General features: G+C 41.1%; 15 protein-coding genes. 8 read left to right on the top strand and 7 right to left on the bottom strand.

Going from position 1 to position 18,322, the window contains the following annotated elements; translation table 11 throughout:
• Positions 1 to 11: 11 nt before the first annotated feature.
• From J678_RS09405 to J678_RS09395, 3 genes are all read right to left on the bottom strand, one after another.
• Positions 12 to 1,307: a solute carrier family 23 protein gene (locus tag J678_RS09405; protein ID WP_006582402.1), complete on the bottom strand. Its 1,296-nt coding sequence runs from the start codon at positions 1,305 to 1,307 to the stop codon at positions 12 to 14.
• A 298-nt stretch (positions 1,308 to 1,605) separates the two neighbouring features.
• Positions 1,606 to 4,290: a phosphoenolpyruvate carboxylase gene (gene ppc / locus J678_RS09400; protein ID WP_002054002.1), complete on the bottom strand. Its 2,685-nt coding sequence runs from the start codon at positions 4,288 to 4,290 to the stop codon at positions 1,606 to 1,608.
• Between the two features lie 170 nt (positions 4,291 to 4,460).
• Positions 4,461 to 5,084, bottom strand: a complete 624-nt coding sequence (locus tag J678_RS09395) for a TetR/AcrR family transcriptional regulator (RefSeq protein WP_032027277.1) — start codon at positions 5,082 to 5,084, stop codon at positions 4,461 to 4,463.
• 148 nt (positions 5,085 to 5,232) lie between these two features.
• Between J678_RS09395 and J678_RS09390 the strand changes: the two genes are divergently transcribed.
• From J678_RS09390 to dnaJ, 4 genes are all read left to right on the top strand, one after another.
• Positions 5,233 to 6,339, top strand: a complete 1,107-nt coding sequence (locus J678_RS09390; protein ID WP_006582404.1) for an efflux RND transporter periplasmic adaptor subunit — start codon at positions 5,233 to 5,235, stop codon at positions 6,337 to 6,339.
• Positions 6,336 to 9,461, top strand: coding sequence for an efflux RND transporter permease subunit (locus J678_RS09385; RefSeq protein WP_031955487.1), 3,126 nt, complete (start codon positions 6,336 to 6,338; stop codon positions 9,459 to 9,461). The genes J678_RS09390 and J678_RS09385 overlap by 4 nt, the downstream gene beginning before the upstream one ends.
• A gap of 139 nt (positions 9,462 to 9,600) precedes the next feature.
• Complete coding sequence (locus tag J678_RS09380) at positions 9,601 to 9,978, top strand: hypothetical protein (RefSeq protein ID WP_002053984.1); 378 nt, start codon at positions 9,601 to 9,603, stop codon at positions 9,976 to 9,978.
• 104 nt (positions 9,979 to 10,082) lie between these two features.
• A complete protein-coding gene (gene dnaJ / locus J678_RS09375) occupies positions 10,083 to 11,195 on the top strand; it encodes a molecular chaperone DnaJ (RefSeq protein ID WP_001119029.1) in 1,113 nt (370 codons plus the stop codon).
• A 114-nt stretch (positions 11,196 to 11,309) separates the two neighbouring features.
• Here the strand turns inward: dnaJ and J678_RS09370 are convergent, their stop codons facing one another.
• Entirely contained in the window at positions 11,310 to 11,675 is a 366-nt protein-coding gene (locus tag J678_RS09370) for a hypothetical protein (protein ID WP_031955488.1), read from the bottom strand.
• A 184-nt stretch (positions 11,676 to 11,859) separates the two neighbouring features.
• On the opposite strand from J678_RS09370, the gene dapB reads away from it, so the two are divergent.
• A complete protein-coding gene (gene dapB, locus J678_RS09365; RefSeq protein WP_002053870.1) occupies positions 11,860 to 12,681 on the top strand; it encodes a 4-hydroxy-tetrahydrodipicolinate reductase in 822 nt (273 codons plus the stop codon).
• Positions 12,682 to 12,732: 51 nt separating this feature from the next.
• Positions 12,733 to 13,386, top strand: a complete 654-nt coding sequence (locus J678_RS09360; RefSeq protein WP_006582406.1) for an START domain-containing protein — start codon at positions 12,733 to 12,735, stop codon at positions 13,384 to 13,386.
• Between the two features lie 40 nt (positions 13,387 to 13,426).
• Here J678_RS09360 and J678_RS09355 read toward each other — a convergent pair whose 3' ends face one another.
• Together J678_RS09355 and dkgB are read right to left on the bottom strand one after the other, a co-directional pair.
• Positions 13,427 to 14,617: an MFS transporter gene (locus J678_RS09355; RefSeq protein ID WP_009504365.1), complete on the bottom strand. Its 1,191-nt coding sequence runs from the start codon at positions 14,615 to 14,617 to the stop codon at positions 13,427 to 13,429.
• 4 nt (positions 14,618 to 14,621) lie between these two features.
• On the bottom strand, positions 14,622 to 15,425 hold the full coding sequence (dkgB, locus tag J678_RS09350; protein WP_031955490.1) for a 2,5-didehydrogluconate reductase DkgB: 804 nt from the start codon (positions 15,423 to 15,425) through the stop codon (positions 14,622 to 14,624).
• 120 nt (positions 15,426 to 15,545) lie between these two features.
• On the opposite strand from dkgB, the gene J678_RS09345 reads away from it, so the two are divergent.
• Positions 15,546 to 16,448, top strand: a complete 903-nt coding sequence (locus tag J678_RS09345; RefSeq protein ID WP_006582408.1) for a LysR family transcriptional regulator — start codon at positions 15,546 to 15,548, stop codon at positions 16,446 to 16,448.
• On the opposite strand, the gene J678_RS09340 is transcribed toward J678_RS09345, so the two are convergent.
• Positions 16,432 to 16,806 carry a hypothetical protein gene (locus J678_RS09340; RefSeq protein ID WP_006582409.1) on the bottom strand — a complete coding sequence of 125 codons (375 nt, stop codon included), beginning with the start codon at positions 16,804 to 16,806 and terminating at the stop codon, positions 16,432 to 16,434. The genes J678_RS09345 and J678_RS09340 overlap by 17 nt on opposite strands.
• 90 nt (positions 16,807 to 16,896) lie before the next feature.
• On the opposite strand from J678_RS09340, the gene J678_RS09335 reads away from it, so the two are divergent.
• Positions 16,897 to 18,321, top strand: a complete 1,425-nt coding sequence (locus J678_RS09335) for a PLP-dependent aminotransferase family protein (RefSeq protein ID WP_006582410.1) — start codon at positions 16,897 to 16,899, stop codon at positions 18,319 to 18,321.
• Position 18,322: the final 1 nt, after the last annotated feature.

The raw sequence follows: 18,322 nt of genomic DNA, 5'->3' as shown, positions 1-18,322 counted from the left end.
CCTTTTTGAATTTAAGTTTTATCTTTTAAACTAAACAACCAGTTTAGAATAATGGCTGCAAATGTTGCGGTGCCAATACCGCCTAAATTGAAATTACCGAACAATAATTCAAAATTACCAGCACCCAAAATAATGGTTACTGAAGCCACAATCAGATTTTTATTGTTAGAAAAATCAACTTTGTTTTCGATCCAGATTTTTGCACCAGCAATGGTAATTAAACCAAATACCACAATAGATGCACCTGTGAGGACTGCACTTGGAATAGTGCTAATAATAGCACCAAATTTTGGGGATAGTCCTAAGAAAATAGCGAAGATACCTGCAATCACAAATACAATCGTTGAGTACACACGAGTAACCGCCATCACACCAATGTTTTCACCGTAAGTGGTCATGCCTGGTGCGCCAACACTACCAGAAAGTGTAGTCGCTAAACCATCTGCAACAAATGCTTTGCCTAATTGTGGCGTCAGGTTTTCACCAGTCATTGCACCTACTGCTTTAATATGGCCTAAGTTTTCTGCCACTAAAATGAGTGCAACCGGCGCGATAATTAAAATAGCCTTGGTATCAAAAGTAGGATGTGAAAAGCTTGGAATACCGAACCATGCAGCCTGTGAGATCTGGCTAAAATCGATTGGTTTACCTAAACCTAACCCATTAGTCGTAATGGCATAAATTGCATAAGCCAAAATCAAACCAACTAATAGAAGTAAACGTTGTAATAAACCACGCGTAAAGACCGCAATACTGCCCATACAAAGTACGGTAATTAAAGCCATCCACATTTCAAAGGGTTGGCCTGCAACACCTTTAATGGTGACAGGTGCAAGGTTTAGACCAATAATCATCACGATTGCGCCAGTCACCACAGGTGGCATAAGTTTTTCAATCCAGCGTGTACCAGTAAGCATCACAATAAAACCGATGAGTGCGTAAAAGATACCGCAGGCTACGATTCCGCCTAACGCAATTGAAAGATTTGGATTGGCCCCTGAACCTGTGATATGCCCCGTAGCTGCTGCAACAACACCAATAAAGGCAAAACTTGATCCTAAATAACTTGGAACACGACCACCTGTAATTAAGAAGAACAGTATGGTACAGATACCAGACATTAAAATAGCAAGGTTAGGATTAAAGCCCATGAGTAATGGTGCTAAAACGGTGGCTCCAAACATTGCAAATGCATGTTGGATGCCTAAAATGGCACTTTGAACTGGGGGGAGATATTCATTGGTAGAGACCGGTCGATGGTCAACATCACCTTGGTAAGGCTGCCATTTTGGAAACCAGTTGGACATAAAATGAGCTCGTTATTCTTTAATTGGTGCAATGATACTCTTTCTTGGGAATGCATTTAATCTCTAGAGAGCAGTATGTGAGTGAAAAGTAATTATTTTTTAACGATTGGTATAATTTTAAGAATTCTAAATATAAGGAATTAGTTATTTTTTTATCATAAAAATTAATTTTATGATTTTTAAAAAATATTTAAAAAAATAAAAAATCGTGGAAAATTTATAAAAAATGGGGAACTTTGCAAGTAAAAAGCAGCACATCACCGATGTACTGCTTTGTCAAACAATTGGTAAAAACAGCTTAGCCCGTATTACGTAAACCAGCAGCAATACCTGCAATACTCACCATCAGTGCATGGTCAACAGGGGTATGTTCTGCCTGACGCTCCGCGAGATAATCACGGCGGCGTTTCATGAGTTCAGCTTGTAAAAGATGCAAAGGAAGTAAGTACGGTTTACGCACTTGCATAGATTGGTCAAGAACCTCGTTGTTGCTCAGAAGCTTTGATTCATCTTTCAATTTAAGTAACGTTTCAACAGCATCTTTTAGGCGCTGACGTAATTGGTTGCCGAGTACTTTTAAATCTTCATCTTCAGTTAAATGAGACTCGTAATAGAGAGCAATGTTGGCATCGGCTTTAGACAATACCATTTCCAACATATCAATGAGCGTTTGGAAATAAGGCCATTGCTGGAGCATTTCATCAAGTGTTGCTTTTTGCTGATCGGCAATTACTTCATTAATGGCAGCGCCTGTACCTAACCATGCTGGTAACATCAAGCGGATTTGAGTCCACGCAAATACCCATGGAATAGCACGTAAAGATTCGATGCCACCACTCACTTTACGTTTTGCCGGACGCGAGCCTAGTGGCAACATTTGTAACTCAAGCTCAGGCGTGACGGTACGTAAATACTTCACAAAATGTGGGTTTTCACGCACTGTTTGACGATAAACCTTCACGGAATGATCTGTCATACGGTTCATGAGTTCACGCCATTCGGCCTTAGGCTCTGGTGGTGGCAATAATGTCGCTTCAAGTGTTGCTGCGGTATAGATTTCAAGGTTTTGCATGGCAATACCTTCTAGACCGAATTTGAAGCGGATCATTTCACCTTGTTCTGTTACACGAATTGCACCAGAGATCGAACCCGGTGGTTGCGAAAAGAGTGCCTGTTGGGTTGGAGCACCACCACGGCTAATTGAGCCGCCACGACCGTGGAACAGAGTCAACTGTACGCCGTGTTTACGAGCAATTGCAGTCAGCTCTTCTTGAGCACGATATTGCGCCCAGTTGGCAGACATGAAGCCAGCATCTTTTGCAGAGTCAGAGTAACCGATCATAACTTCGTGTTTGCCCTGAATGTGCTGCTTATACCAATGCATATTGAACAGCGTATTCATGGTAGTTGCAGCGCCATCTAAATCTTTTAAAGTTTCAAATAGAGGCACCACACGTAAAGGGTGCTGAATACCTGCTTCTTTTTGCAATAACAATACAGCTAAAACATCACTCGGATATTCAGCCATCGAAATAATATAAGCTCCTAACGACTCTGGTGGTTGGTCTGCCAAAGTACGCATAGTTGCAAATACTTCCTGTACATCTGGGTGGCCAATCAAACTACCTTCAGGCTCATTAATATATTTGGGTAGCAACGGGCGTTTGCTTTGGAGCTCCTGAATCAGGAAGTTTTGACGGGCTTGTTCAGTCCATGACTCAAAATTACCCAAACCTAAGTATTCGGTAATGGCTGAAATGGCTTGGCGATGACGGCCTGATTCTTGGCGAATATCAAGTTTAAGTAGTTCAATACCAAAACAGTTCACACGGTAGATAAAGTCGAGAAGTTGACCATTTGCGATTTCAGGCAGATTACTATCAATTAAAGAGCGATAGCACAGCAATAATGGTTGTAATAGCTCATCTTTACTTTTAATGACATTGCTATCGTCTGCTTCTAAACCTTGTAGGCGCTGGGCTAACCAATGACGAGTTGCTTTTAAACGCTCTCGTGTTGCACGTAAATACTCGCGATAAGGTTCTGGGTGTGGACTACCAATCGCTTGAATCATCTCTTCAGAACAAGCCTGAATTGAAAGCTCCCAACGTAAGTTTTCAATATCTCTTAGGTAAAGGTCGGCAGCTTGCCAACGTGATAACCATAAAACTTCTTGGGTAATTTGATGAGTAACGTTCGGGTTACCATCACGGTCGCCGCCCATCCAAGATGCGAAGCGGACTGGTGCAATATTGAGTGGTAAGTTTTGTTGGCAATTGTCTTGAACTAACTCATTTAATTCACGAATAAACTTAGGTACGGCATTCCAAAGCGTTTGCTCAATGGTTGCAAAGCCCCATTTTGCTTCATCGACAGGAGTCGGGCGGTGCTGTCTGATTTCATCTGTCTGCCAAGCTGAACTAATTTGTTGTTTTAAGTTGGCAAGAGCATTTTGACGTTCGCGTGGAGTAAGTTTTTGCTGATCGAGTTGTGAAAGACAAGCATTAATATCGTCATATTTTTGAATCAGGGTACGACGGCTTACTTCGGTTGGGTGTGCTGTAAGTACCAATTCGATCTTAAGATCACAAATTTGCTGGAATAGTTTTTCTGTCGAAATACTTTTATCTTTAAACTTTTGAAATAAGTGAACAAGTGGATTTGGAGAATTAGCCTCCGAATCAAACTCTGCCTGTCTGCGGCTACGTACCACATGATATTGCTCGGCAATATTGGCAAAATTCAGAAAATGAGAGAAAGCTCGGGTAAGAGGTAATAGCTCTTCATCGGGCAGTTCTAAAAATAATTGTTCTAATTGCTTTTCGGCTTCAGCTTGACCATCACGTGCGCCTTTGGCAAGAGCACGGATTTGCTCGATCTGATTAAACAGTTCTTGTCCTGCATGTTGTTTTAGGGTTTCACCTAACAAATTGCCAAGTAAACGGACATCCTCACGCAGTGGCGCATCGATTTGCTGAACCATGCTATTTTCTCCTGTTCTTATTCTTATCGAATATAGCGCGATTAACGAACATTCCAAGCTTTGAGCGTAAGAAAATGTGAATTTTTGCTTAAAAAATAACATTTAAATCGCTTATAACGCTTCAAAAGATGGCATGCACCTGATGCAAATTTTGGCAATCGGACTTTGGTTTAATTCCGATATTTGAGGAAAAATAAGTCAAGAGCATCTCGAATAATCTGATTTAGTTCTTGAGCATTGGGTACAGTAATAATTCCAAGTAAAACCTTATGGTGGCGTACACCAAGCAATAAAGTTAAAAGAAGTTCTGTTTGATAAATCGGATCATCAGATTGAATAAAGCCTAATTCGGCTGCCTTTTGGAAGAACGCGGCTAACTCATTTTGCAGTCGAGTATGAGATGCCGTAAAAAATTGTTCAGCTAATGGGCTTTGTTCCGCTGCGAGTTCAAATAATACATGTTCAAGTTTTAGTGCCTCAGGTGAATAAATAATTTGTAAGGCGCGTGAACACACAATAAACAGTGCTTGATAAAAGTCTACGGATGCATCTAATTCAAATTGTTTAGTGCCGAGTGTCTCTTCACATGTTTCTGTAATCGCACAGATAAATAGATTGGCTTTGTCTTGAAAGTGGTTATAAACCGTAAGTTTGGTAACGCCTGCTTCCTGCGCAATCTGGTTCATGCTGGTACCGTGATAACCAGATTTTAAAAAAATAGCTTTAGCGGCTTTTAGGATACGAGCACGCTTTTCTAGATCTTTGGGGCGACCACTTTGATTAACTGTTTGCACAAAACCCTCTAATAAAAGATTAAAAAAATAAATATTTATAAGTTTTTTTTAATTAATGTACCCATGGGTATATTAATTAAAAAACAAACAAACTATGATGCAAGCATATTGTGCCTTAAAAAATCAGTTTGAATAAGAGCGATAAGATATGAATCTGTTAAAACCTCTCATCATGAGTATGGTGATTGTTTGCACGGTCACATTAATGGGGTGTAGTAAAGAGGCGCCCAAAACAGAAGAAATACCCTACGTGATGGTAACGCAGCCTTCGACCACACTAAACGAATTAAAAAGCTATGCAGGAGATGTACAGGCTCGACAACAAACTGCCTTGGCATTTCGAGTAGGTGGACAAGTTACGGCTCGCTATGTCGATGTAGGTGACCGAGTTAAAGTTGGTCAAGTATTAGCGAAACTCGATGTAGCAGATGCACAGTTACAATTAAATGCGGCCAAAGCTCAATTACAAAATGCACAGGCAGCAGCGAAAACAGCATCAGATGAACTTAAACGTTTCCAACAATTATTACCTGTAAATGCAGTTAGCCGTTCACAATTTGATACGGTAAAAAATCAATACGACGCAGCGCAAGCAGCGTTACAACAAGCCCGCTCTAACTATGAAGTTTCTGCAAATCAAACTGGTTATAACCAACTTATTTCTAATAAAAACGGAGTGATTACCGCGCGTAATATTGAAATTGGACAAGTCGTTTCAGCAGGACAAGCAGCTTATCAATTGGCTATTGATGGCGAACGTGAAGTAGTTATAGGCGTACCAGAACAAGCAGTTTCCGAGATCAAGGTTGGTCAAGCAGCTTGGATTACCTTGTGGTCTAAACCGAATGAAAAATTTGCTGGATATGTACGTGAAGTTTCTCCAGCGGCTGACCAGTCTCGTACTTTTACAGTCAAAGTAGCACTCAAAGAAGGCCAATCTGCTATTCAGCTTGGACAAAGTGCACGGGTATTTTTTAGCTCGACTCAAACCAATGTCATGAGTGTGCCACTTTCGAGTGTTTCTGCCACAGATAATCAGCCCTATGTATGGGTCGTAAATGCAAATCAAACCTTACGCAAAGTACCTGTAACCGTGGGAGCTTATGGCCGAGACAGTGTGCCTGTATTAACGGGGTTGACACCAAATGATTGGGTTGTGATTGGTGGTGTCCATTTACTACGTGATAAGCAGAAGATCCATCCGATTGACCGTGAAAACCGCGCGGTGAAAATTCAGGGGGCAACAAAGCCATGAAATTCAATCTCTCGGAATGGGCACTGAACAATAAAGGTATCGTCCTTTATTTTATATTGTTGCTTGCCATTATCGGTGCAATTTCCTATTCCAAATTATCTCAAAGTGAAGATCCGCCATTTACCTTTAAAGTGATGGTTGTCAAAACATTCTGGCCTGGAGCGACTGCCAAAGAAGTTTCAACGTTAGTGACTGATCGTATTGAAAAGGAACTGATGACAACTGGGCAGTATGAAAAGATTATGGCTTACTCCCGTCCAGGTGAGTCGATGGTTACATTTGTTGCTAAGGACTCGCTCACTTCTGCACAAATTCCTGATGTTTGGTACAACGTTCGTAAAAAGGTCAATGACATTCGTACTGAACTGCCAAGTGGTGTACAGGGTCCTTTTTTCAATGATGAGTTCGGGGATACTTTCGGTAATATTTATGTACTGACAGGCAAAGACTTTGACTATGCACTTCTCAAAGAATATGCAGATCGTTTGCAATTACAACTACAAAGAGTCAAGGATGTTAGTAAAGTTGAATTGATTGGCTTACAAGATCAAAAAATCTGGATTGAGATTTCAAATACAAAAGCAGTCCAACTCGGTATTCCTCTTTCTGCAATTCAAGAAGCCTTACAAAAGCAAAATAGTATGGCAAGCGCAGGTTTCTTTGAAACCGGTACAGACCGTATTCAAATACGTGTAAGTGGGCATTTAAACAGCGTTGATGAAATTAAAAAAATTCCTTTATTAGTCGGCAATAAAACCATCCAGCTTGGTGATGTTGCTGATGTCTACCGTGGTTTTAGTCAACCGGCTCAGCCACGTATGCGTTTTATGGGGGAAAATGGTATTGGTCTCGCCGTGTCTATGCGTAAAGGCGGGGATATTATTGCCTTGGGCAAAAATCTAGAGTCCGAATTTGCCCAGCTCCAAAAAACCTTACCTTTAGGCATGAAACTACAGAAGGTATCTGATCAACCTGTAGCAGTACAACGTAGTATTCATGAATTTGTAAAAGTACTCGCTGAAGCAATCATTATTGTCTTGTTAGTAAGCTTTTTCTCTTTAGGTTTCCGTACCGGATTGGTAGTCGCTTTTTCCATTCCTTTAGTTTTAGCAATGACTTTTGCCGGCATGAATGTATTCGATGTCGGGTTACATAAAATTTCTCTCGGTGCTCTGATTTTAGCTTTAGGTCTACTGGTTGATGACGCCATTATTGCAGTCGAGATGATGGCAATTAAGATGGAACAGGGCTATAGCCGAATTAAGGCTGCTGGATTTGCATGGAAAACAACGGCCTTTCCAATGCTGACAGGAACATTGATTACCGCGGCAGGTTTTTTACCTATCGCTACGGCACAGTCCAGTACGGGTGAATATACACGTTCAATCTTTCAGGTAGTGACCATTGCCTTATTGGTGTCTTGGGTTGCCGCAGTTTTATTTGTACCTTATTTGGGTGAAAAACTACTGCCTGATTTTACCAAGACTGGGCATCAAGCACTTTGGTATGTTCGTTTATGGGCAAGATTAACGAAAAAACCGCAACCACAAACGATCGAGATTTCACAGGACCATCATTACGATCCTTATCAATCTAGTTTCTATTTACGTTTTAGGAAAATGGTTGAGTTTTGTGTGACCTATCGTAAGACTGTAATTGCGACAACGGTTGGGATATTCGTGCTCTCTGTACTGATGTTTAAAATGGTTCCTCAGCAGTTCTTCCCACCATCAAACCGTACCGAGATTTTAGTCGATTTAAAACTTGAAGAAGGCGCTTCTTTAACTGCTACAGAACAAGCGGTGAAAAAGGTTGAACAGTTCCTGTCTAAGCAAAAAGGTATTGATAACTATGTGGCCTATGTGGGTACAGGCTCACCACGTTTTTATTTACCGTTAGACCAGCAATTACCACAAGCGAGCTTTGCACAGTTTGTTGTTTTAGCGACCTCACTTGATGACCGTGATGAAATTCGTCGCTCGCTAGAAACTCAAATTAAACAGTTGCTCCCACAAGTTCGTACCCGTGTGTCATTACTGGAAAATGGTCCGCCTGTAGGTTATCCATTGCAGTATCGTGTGTCAGGTGAAGATCTCAATCTGGTACGTAAAGAAGCACAGCAGGTTGCGAAGGTGATTGGTGAAAACCCAAATACTACCAATGTACATTTGGACTGGGGTGAGCCGAGCAAAATCATTGCGATTCAGATTGATCAAGATCGTGCTCGACAAATGGGTGTCTCAAGTGTGGATTTGGCAAACTTCCTGAATGCTTCAATTACAGGTAGTGCGATTGAACAGTATCGTGAAAAGCGTGAGCTGATCGAAATCCGTTTACGTGGTGATCAAGCTGAGCGTGTTGAAGTCGCTTCTCTTGCAAGTTTAGCAGTCCCAACCGCAAATGGTACGACAGTCCCTTTAGCTCAAATTGCTAAAATTGAATATAAATTTGAAGATGGTCTGATCTGGCATCGTAACCGCTTACCAACAATTACCGTACGTGCAGATATTCGTACCAAATTGCAGCCAGCGACTGTTGTTGGCGAGTTAGCCGAATCAATGGATAAGTTACGTGCTGAGTTACCAAGTGGTTACCTCATTGAAGTGGGGGGAACTGTCGAAGAGTCAGCACGAGGACAAAGTTCGGTCAATGCTGGTATGCCATTATTTTTGGCAGTGGTCATGACATTACTCATGATTCAGCTTAAGAGTCTATCGAGAGCAACTATTGTATTTTTGACTGCACCATTAGGCTTAATAGGAGTAGTTCTGTTCTTACTTTTATTTAATAAGCCATTTGGTTTTGTGGCTATGCTGGGAACCATTGCTTTATCCGGAATGATTATGCGTAACTCGCTCATTTTGATTGATCAGATTGAACAAGACCGGCAAGCAGGGCATCCAACATGGGAAGCGATTATTGACGCAACCGTACGCCGTTTCCGTCCAATTATTCTGACAGCCTTGGCAGCGGTATTAGCAATGATCCCACTTTCACGAAGTATTTTCTTCGGTCCAATGGCCGTTGCAATTATGGGTGGACTGATTGTAGCCACCTTGCTGACATTATTTTTCCTGCCTGCATTGTATGCTGCGTGGTTTAAGGTGAAAAAAACAGCATAAAATACATAAATTTTTTGTGAATAAAGGTGCGAAATATTGAAAACTCCAATATAGTAGCACCTGTCTTTACACAAAAAATACAGGATTATTTCACTGCATAAAAAATAGGCACAGTGCAGTGAATTGAGGTGAAATACAGATGGGGCAAGACCATATCGAACAGCATCGCCGTTATATTGTGATTTCTTATGCGTTCATGTTTCTTGCATTGTTTACGGTTATTTTTGCGGCCTTTGCTTATCTGGTCGCTCGTAAAGTAGCTGTTGTGGATGATGCGGAAGTTTGGATTCATGCTCATGCGCTCTGGATTATGCGCAATGGTATTCTATTCCTCTTCATGTCAGTTTTTGCTGTTGTTTGGTTTATTCCTCTTTTCTTTTTTGCATGGAACAGTAACCTTTGGGTAACGGCATCAACAGTTGCTGGTGTTGTTTTTAGCGCTATTGCTTGGTTATTTTTATTAAATGCATGGTTAAAAGGCTTGTCTAAATATTTAAAAAATAAGGCAGTTTTTTAATATATCTGTTTTTTGAAAGTTTTCCCCTTGTAAATTCGGCTAAAGCCCCCCATTTAGTCGGCAATAGAGTATTGATAAAATTTCCGTGAGGAGCACCGCCAAACATGGCTAAACGTGATTATTATGAGGTTTTAGGCGTTTCAAAAACCGCAAGTGATGATGAGATCAAAAAAGCCTATCGTAAATTGGCGATGAAATATCATCCTGACAGAAACCCTGACAATGCCGAAGCAGAAGAAAAATTTAAAGAAGCTTCAGAAGCTTATGAGATTTTATCGGACAGCGAAAAACGCAGCATGTATGACCGTATGGGACATAATGCGTTTGAAGGTGGCTTTGGTGGCGCTGGTGGTGGCTTTGGCGGTTTCAGTGCAGAAGATATTTTTAGCCAGTTCGGTGATATCTTTGGTGGAGCGTTTGGTGGCGGTGGACGTCAGCAACGCCAACGTCGCGGTTCAGATTTACGCTATGTAATGGAACTTACCCTTGAGGAAGCTGTAAAAGGGGTTAAGAAAACAATTACCTTTACTGCTCCGGCACCATGTGACGTGTGTGATGGTAAAGGCTCTAAAAATCCAAAAGATGTGGAAACTTGTAAAACTTGTCACGGTTCAGGACAAGTGCGTATGCAGCAAGGTTTCTTCTCTGTACAACAAACTTGCGGCACATGTCGTGGCCAAGGCAAAATTATTAAGAACCCATGCCATGCATGTCATGGTTCAGGTGTAGCTGATCGTCAGCAAACATTAGAAGTCACTATTCCAGCGGGTGTCGACAACGGTGACCGCGTTCGTTTAAGTGGTAAAGGCGAGGCGATCCGTGATGGTCAAGCTGGTGACTTATACGTTGAAGTGGTGGTTCGTGAACACGAAATTTTCCAACGTGATGGCGCCGATTTATATATGGACGTACCAGTAAGCATTGCGGATGCTGCACTTGGTAAAGAAATTGAAATTCCAACGTTGGAAGGTCGCGTTAGCTTGAAGATTCCTGAGGGAACTCAAACAGGTAAATTATTCCGTTTACGTGGTAAAGGTGTGCGCCCTGTACGTAGCAGTATGGTGGGTGATTTACTTTGCCGTATCGTGGTAGAAACACCAGTCAACTTAACCTCTCGTCAACGTGAATTGCTTAAAGAATTACAAGCATCTTTCGATGGCGAAGACAGTGCTTCTTCACCAAAGAAAAAATCATTCTTTGATCGCTTATTTGATTAATGATTGATTAGATCGTAAATTAAAAAGAAGGCGGATATTCAAAAAATATCTGCCTTTTTATTGCGCTGATTTATCTTATTATTGTTATTCTGCTTAAAAGAAAATGACTAGCGATTACTCTGTAGGATGAGCGACATCAATATCGTCAACACTTACAATAAGTTCGTTTGATGCAACTGGAGCTACTACAGCCTCGACAGTAGCTTGAGTCACTGGTTGTACAGCTACTTTTACTGCTTCTACTTCTGCGGTTTTTTCTTCAATGATCGGGTCGATATCCTCGACTTTAACTTCAGCATTAGTATTGCTTGCCACACTTGTTTGAGGTGTAGGTGTTGCTGCCTGAGAATTTACATTTGTGGTAATACGTGCTTTAGATAAGCTTTCTAGTGTGTCCCCTGGTTGGATTGCAGGCTCTGCAAATGCCATTGAACTCATCATCCCCATAACGGCTATTAAGCCCATAATTTTCGAATGCATGCTGAACTCCTTATAGTCATCTTTTTTTCATTCGTGGCTCAGTAGTGTGCAGATCAATTCTTTAACTTTTGTGAAAACTGTTTAAATTTCGGTTCATCTTAAAAAATATTTTTTACTTTTTATTGGGAGCAAAGAGTTTTGATATAGTAAGCCAATTACGTAAAACACAAGATTGGGAAGGATTATGTCAGCAGCTCCACGCATTGGTATTTTGGGTGCAGGCGGCCGTATGGGTCGTATACTTATTCAGGCAGTTCAACAAGCAGGTTATCAATTGGGAGCTGCTGTTGTACGCCCAGAAAGTACTTTAATCGGTGCTGATGCTGGTGAACTTGCAGGAATTGGTTCAATTGGAGTGAAGCTTACCGGAAGCTTGGCTGAGGTTCTTAAAGACTGTGACGTTGTAATTGACTTTTCGACTCCTGCTGCGACATCTGAGCATCTAAAGTTATGTCGTGAAGCTGGGGTAGCTATAGTGATTGGAACAACGGGTATGTCCGATGAACAAAAAGCTGAGCTTGATGAAACGGCAAAACACATACCTGTTGTATATGCGGCAAACTATTCTGTTGGCGTAAATGTATCAATCAAGTTACTTGAGCTTGCAGCAAAAGTATTTGGCGATACAGTAGATATTGAAGTGATTGAGGCTCATCACCGTCATAAAGTAGATGCACCATCTGGTACAGCACTCATGATGGGTGAAGCGATTGCTGATACTTTAGGCCGTAACTTAAAAGAAGTTGCTGTTTATGGTCGTGAAGGGCATACCGGTCCACGTGATCGCCAAACCATTGGTTTTGAGACCATCCGTGGTGGCGATATTGTTGGTGAACATACTGTCATGTTTATTGGTGAGGGTGAGCGCGTTGAAGTAACTCATAAAGCGACTAACCGTATGAACTTTGCTGCTGGTGCAGTACGTGCTGCTGCATGGGTTGTAGGTCGTGAAGCGCACAAATACGACATGAAAGATGTGTTAGGGTTGAACGACGTACAGGTGTAAACCATCTGTACACGTCCTATATGTGGCGAGAAAAACAAGATAGAGCAGAACATGAATAAAAAACAAATTGCTTTAACCACTCTTCTTTGCTTAAGCAGCCTCTGTGCAGGGGCTGCCTCTACAGACAAGGCGAAACTCAGCCTTGACCGTAATCATATTAAAGTCTGGACCTATCAAAAGGCCGATAATCCAGTCTTTCAATACAAAGCTGAAACAACCTTTGATGTACCCATTGAGCGTGCTGTTGCAGTAATTTTAGATGTAAATCGCGCAGCGCAATGGGTTCCTTATATGGGTAAAGTTGAAATGCTCTCTCAAGATGAGAAGAAGGGTGAATTTACTTTATATATGGTATTAGATTTTCCTTTTCCCCTAAAAGATCGCGATGTAGTTGTTAAAGGAAAAATGAGTAAAGCCGCTAATGGTGTTATTACGATTAAGAACACAGCGATTAATAGTAATTATCCGACTCAACCCGATGTGGTTCGTTTAACCCGTTATGAAGGTGAATGGACGTTCCAGAAATTAGCGAATAACAAAGTTAAAGTAACCACCAGTGGCTACGCTGACCCAGCTGGTTCAATTCCTTTAAGCTTCGTAAATATGTTTGTTCAGCAGCAACCGTATCAGATGCTGCTTAAAATGAAGCGGGAAGTAATGAACCCGATTTATGAGAAACCTAAATTACCCGATATTTTAAAATAAGTAAGTGAAAAAAAGCGCCTGATCTCAGGCGCTTTTTTTATTAATCTGAACACTGTTGCAAAGCTTGTGTCGGGCTGCTTTCACGTTTGATTTGGAATAGAACCAATGACAAACCTAACCCTGCCAATAATGCACCAGCAAATGATACTGCGCTATAACCCCAACCTAAATCGAGTACTAACGCACCTGCTGCTGCACCGACTGCGTTACCTAGGTTAAACGCACCGATATTTACTGAAGAGGCAAGCCCTGGAGCTTCGTGAGCCACTGACATGACACGCATTTGTAAGGGCGGTACCAAAGCAAAGGTTGCTGCACCCCATATCACCAACGCAATGGCTGCTCCAATCTGGCTTTGAGCAAGAATTGGGAAAGATACCATCATCACAATCAACAGTACCAGGAAACCAATCAGAGTTTTGTTGATGGACAAGTCTGCAAAACGGCCACCTAAATGGTTACCAATCGAGAAACCGACACCAATCAACACCAACATGAACGTAATGAAGGTCGGTGAAGCATGGGTAAACTCAGTCAAACTTGGCGCAATATAGGTATAGAGCGTAAACATTGCTCCTGCACCAAGTACGGTTGTGAGTAATGCAAGCACCACAGGAGTACGCGTTAATACCTTCAACTCGGCCTTTACATTAGGTTTTTGGGCAACCATACCTTGCGGTAGTGCTTTCCATAAAGCGAGCATAGTAATAACGCCGAGCACGGAGATTGCAAGGAAAGACATACGCCAGCCAATATTTTGCCCAACCCATGTTGCCAAAGGTACACCACCAATATTGGCAATGGTTAAACCCATAAACATGGTTGCTACAGCACTGGCTTGTTTGTGCGCAGGTACAATACTCGCTGCCACAACAGAGCCAATCCCGAAAAAGGCACCGTGGTTCAGGCTTGTAATGAGACGTGCACCTAATAAGCTCATATAGCTTGGTGAAAACGCTGCAATCAGGTTACCCACCGTAAAGATCGCCATCAAAAAAATAAGCGCATTACGTCGTGCAAAACCACCAAACCATAGGGTCATGAAGGGGGCACCGAGCATTACACCAAGTGCATAGCCTGTAATTAACATTCCGGCTGTTGGAATTGAAATACCTAAATCATGAGCGATATTCGGTAGCAATCCCATTGGAGAAAATTCCGTGGTACCAATAGCAAAGGCACCAATTGCCAAGGCCAATAACGAGAACGCTGTATTTGATTGAGTGTTCATGAGTTTAGTCCCAAACAGGTGCCCATGGCTCTGGGCTAACTTCACGGCCATTACGGTCGAGCTCAGCAATCATTTGCATTTCAGCCGCAGTTAACTCGATATCCTGTGCTTTTAAGTTGCTAATCAGGTTTTCACGTTTAGTCGAAGATGGAATAACTGCAAAACCACGTTGCAATGCCCATGCCAGTGCAATTTGTGCTGTTGACGCTTTATTTGCTGCCGCAATTTCAGCTAAAACAGGGTCGTGAAGCACTTTGCCGTATGCAAGCGTCATGTATGAAGTGACATCAATATTCTTCTCTTGTAAGAAATTTACAAGTTTATGGTTTTGAAGATAAGGACTCAGCTCAATCTGGTTCGTTGCAATATGCTCTACACCAATTGTGTCAATTGTTTGTTGGGTAAGTGCAATATTGAAGTTCGAAATACCAATTTGTTTGGTTAAGCCTTGTTGTTTTGCTTCAAGTAAAAGCTGCATGATTTCAGGAATCGAAACACCTAAGTCCGGTGCTGGCCAGTGAATCAAAGTTAAATCGACATGTTCAGTACGAAGCTTTTGTAAGCTCTCTTTTAAGCTTGGAATAAACTTCTCTTGGGCAAAATTATCTACCCAGATTTTTGTAGTTAAAAATAAGTCCTGACGTGATACGCCACTTTCAGCAATCGCTTGACCAATTGCTGCTTCATTTTCATAAATTTGAGCAGTATCAATTGCACGATAACCGACATCTAGCGCATTTTTAACAGAATCAATCACAGCTTGTTCTTTAAGGCGGAAAGTTCCTAGACCAAAACGTGGGATATTCATGTATTCACCTGAAATTAAATAATTGTTTAACTTGAGGTGCATTTTGCTTTTTTTATTGTTGCGAAAAAATAGATGAATAAGCAAAATATCTTTGAAGTTTAGTCAATAATAGAATAAACCATGAAATCAACAATTGAAGAACTTATTGCCTTTATCACAATTGTTGATACAGGTTCATTTGTGGCGGCAGCAGAACATTTAAAGCAAACACCTTCAGGGGTGAGTCGATCTCTTACACGTTTGGAAGCGAAGTTAGATGTGACTTTGATAGAGAGAACAACGCGTAAACTGAAACTCACTCAAGAAGGGCAACAGTTCCTTACGAAGGCTCGAAAAATTTTAAATGAACTGAATGCGGCCGAAGAAGAACTACAAAAGTCTGATCAAGGTACTGCCGGTCTTATTCGGGTTGATTCTGCCACACCGTTTGTTTTGCACGTGATTGCACCATTAATGCATAAGTTCCGTGAGTATTACCCCGATATTGAAATCGAGTTAAATAGTAATGATCAGGTGATTGACTTACTTCAGCATAAAACCGATGTCGCATTTCGATTTGGGGAGCTTAATGACTCTAGTCTGCACGCCAAATTGGTATGTAAGAGCCGTTTATATATTGTGGCAAGTCCTGACTATCTAGCTTTTAAGGGAACACCAACACAACCTGAAGAACTTAAGCAGCATGATTTGATTGGTTTTACCAGACCGACATATATCAATAGCTGGCCAATTAAAATCGGTGACGAATATTTTTTCGCACAAGCAAACATTAAAGCTTCTAGTGGTGAGACTGTGCGCCAGCTGACAATTAGGGGACATGGTATTGCACGGCTATCTGAATTTGAAATTTGGAAAGATATGGAAGAAGGGAGATTGATTGCATTATTTGAAGATCAAATTGAACATCAATATCAAAGCATCCATGCTGTGTATTATCAACAAGAGCATCTACCAAAACGAATACGTTTATTTATTGAGTTTTTGGCAGAACAGTTAAAAGATGGTTTTAAAACCTGTCTCTAAAAGTTCCATAGATATCACTTGGAAAATGAACTTCTAAAATGGGAATTGTTTGTCCTTCTGCTGAATGTTGGGAAAGAAAATAGCTTTTTTGCTGGTCTCGGCAGCTAAAATATAAGTTTGAATAAACTGAATTCACCATGACAACTTCATTTGAGCTATTTCGTTTATATTGATAATGAGAAATCTCACTGGTCTCTTCATCAGTTCGCTGTTCCATTTTGTAGTCTTGTTGGTTGGTCATTTTTAAATAACCTTCAATCAAACTTTGGCAAACCGTGTGTCTGTGCTGCTCATTTTTGGGCTGTGGTTGGCAACCTGCTAAAACAATAGTAAATAACAATATAGCTTTTAATTTCATTGGTTTGCTACTCTCTGAGTTGATTTTCATAGCCTAAAGGTGTTCTATAAACCAGTACAGATACAGAAATTTTTAAAAAAGCAGCACAGAATGACTTTCCAATATCAGGTTCTTGCCAATCAGTTAGCACACCGTATTTATCAAGATGAACTGAAACCTCATCAGAAGCTTATTTCCTTACGAGATTTTGCCCGTCAACATGGTATTAGTTTAAGTACAGCAAAAAGTTGCTATGAATTACTTGAGGCGAGGGGGCTTATTTATGTAAAGCCGAAGTCAGGTTATTTTGTGGTTGCTCGCACCCCATCTAGCCCTATTCCGGATAGTCCAGATTTCTTATCTTTGCCTCGGCATGTCTCAAATCTGGAATTGCATAACCAAATTCAGGAAGCTGCCTTACAAAGCCACCTTGTACCTTTGGGATCGATTCAGTTAACGCCGCACTTTATTCCTGTAGAGGGTTTACGTCGTTCTATTCAACGGGCTTTAAAAAATTGTCAGCCTCAAGATTTTCTTTATTGTAATAAACAAGGCCATGAACAATTAAGAAAAGCGCTATCTGATCATTGGCGTGAAGATGGTATTTATATCGCTCCAGAAGATATTTTTATTACCAATGGCTGTATGCCGGCTTTGTCTTTAGTAATTCAGAAACTCACTGAAGTGGGCGATAGTATTCTTATTCCTACACCCACCTACAATGGTCATTTACAGTTATTAGCAAGTTTAAAACGACAAATTGTTGAGATTCCGGCAGATCATCGTGGCATTGATCTTGAGCGCTTAGAGTCTTTAATGCAGCAAGGTTTAGCAAAAGTTTGCTTAATGACAGCCAATTATCAAAATCCATTGGGATATTGTTTTAGTAATGCAGAGAAACAGAAGATTGCTGAATTAGCTGCAAAGTATCAGTGTTTTATTATTGAAGACGATATTTTTGGTGAATGTGGCTACAGTAGTGAGCGACCATTACCCATTCGATATTGGGACCGCGAAGGTTATGTGGTTTGGTGTGGTTCGGTTTCTAAGTCTTTGTCGAGTGCGTATCGAGTAGGATGGTTTTGTTTAACAACAAAGCTAGAACATTTAAAACTTGAACTGCTGGTAAGTAATATTGGCGTGAATACACCCTTGCAGTTAGGTCTAGCTGATTTTATTTATAGTCGTGGTTATCGAGAGCATTTAGAGCAGTTAAGACCAAATTTAATGCGACAAGTCGAAGAATACCGTAGCTGTATTTTAAAAGCTTTTGAAGGTATACCAATTGCATTGAGCCAGCCCGAAGGCGGATATGCATTATGGATACAGTTACCTAAGAGTGTAGATAGTTTAGCGCTCTATTACACTGCTCAAGCTCAGGGAATTACGGTGGTACCGGGTCATGTTTTTGGTGAGGATGAACGCTATCGACATTTCATTCGTTTAAACGCAGGCCATGAGTTAACTGCCGATGTCCGCCAAGCAATTATGAGCTTGGCAGACTGGTCGCGACAACAGATGAAAACGGTGAGTTAGT

The organism is Acinetobacter sp. 1424608, from assembly GCF_000588255.1.
GTDB lineage: Bacteria > Pseudomonadota > Gammaproteobacteria > Pseudomonadales > Moraxellaceae > Acinetobacter > Acinetobacter nosocomialis.
Note: the sequence above shows the minus strand (reverse complement) of the source record. Positions and strands in the feature narration are given on the sequence as shown.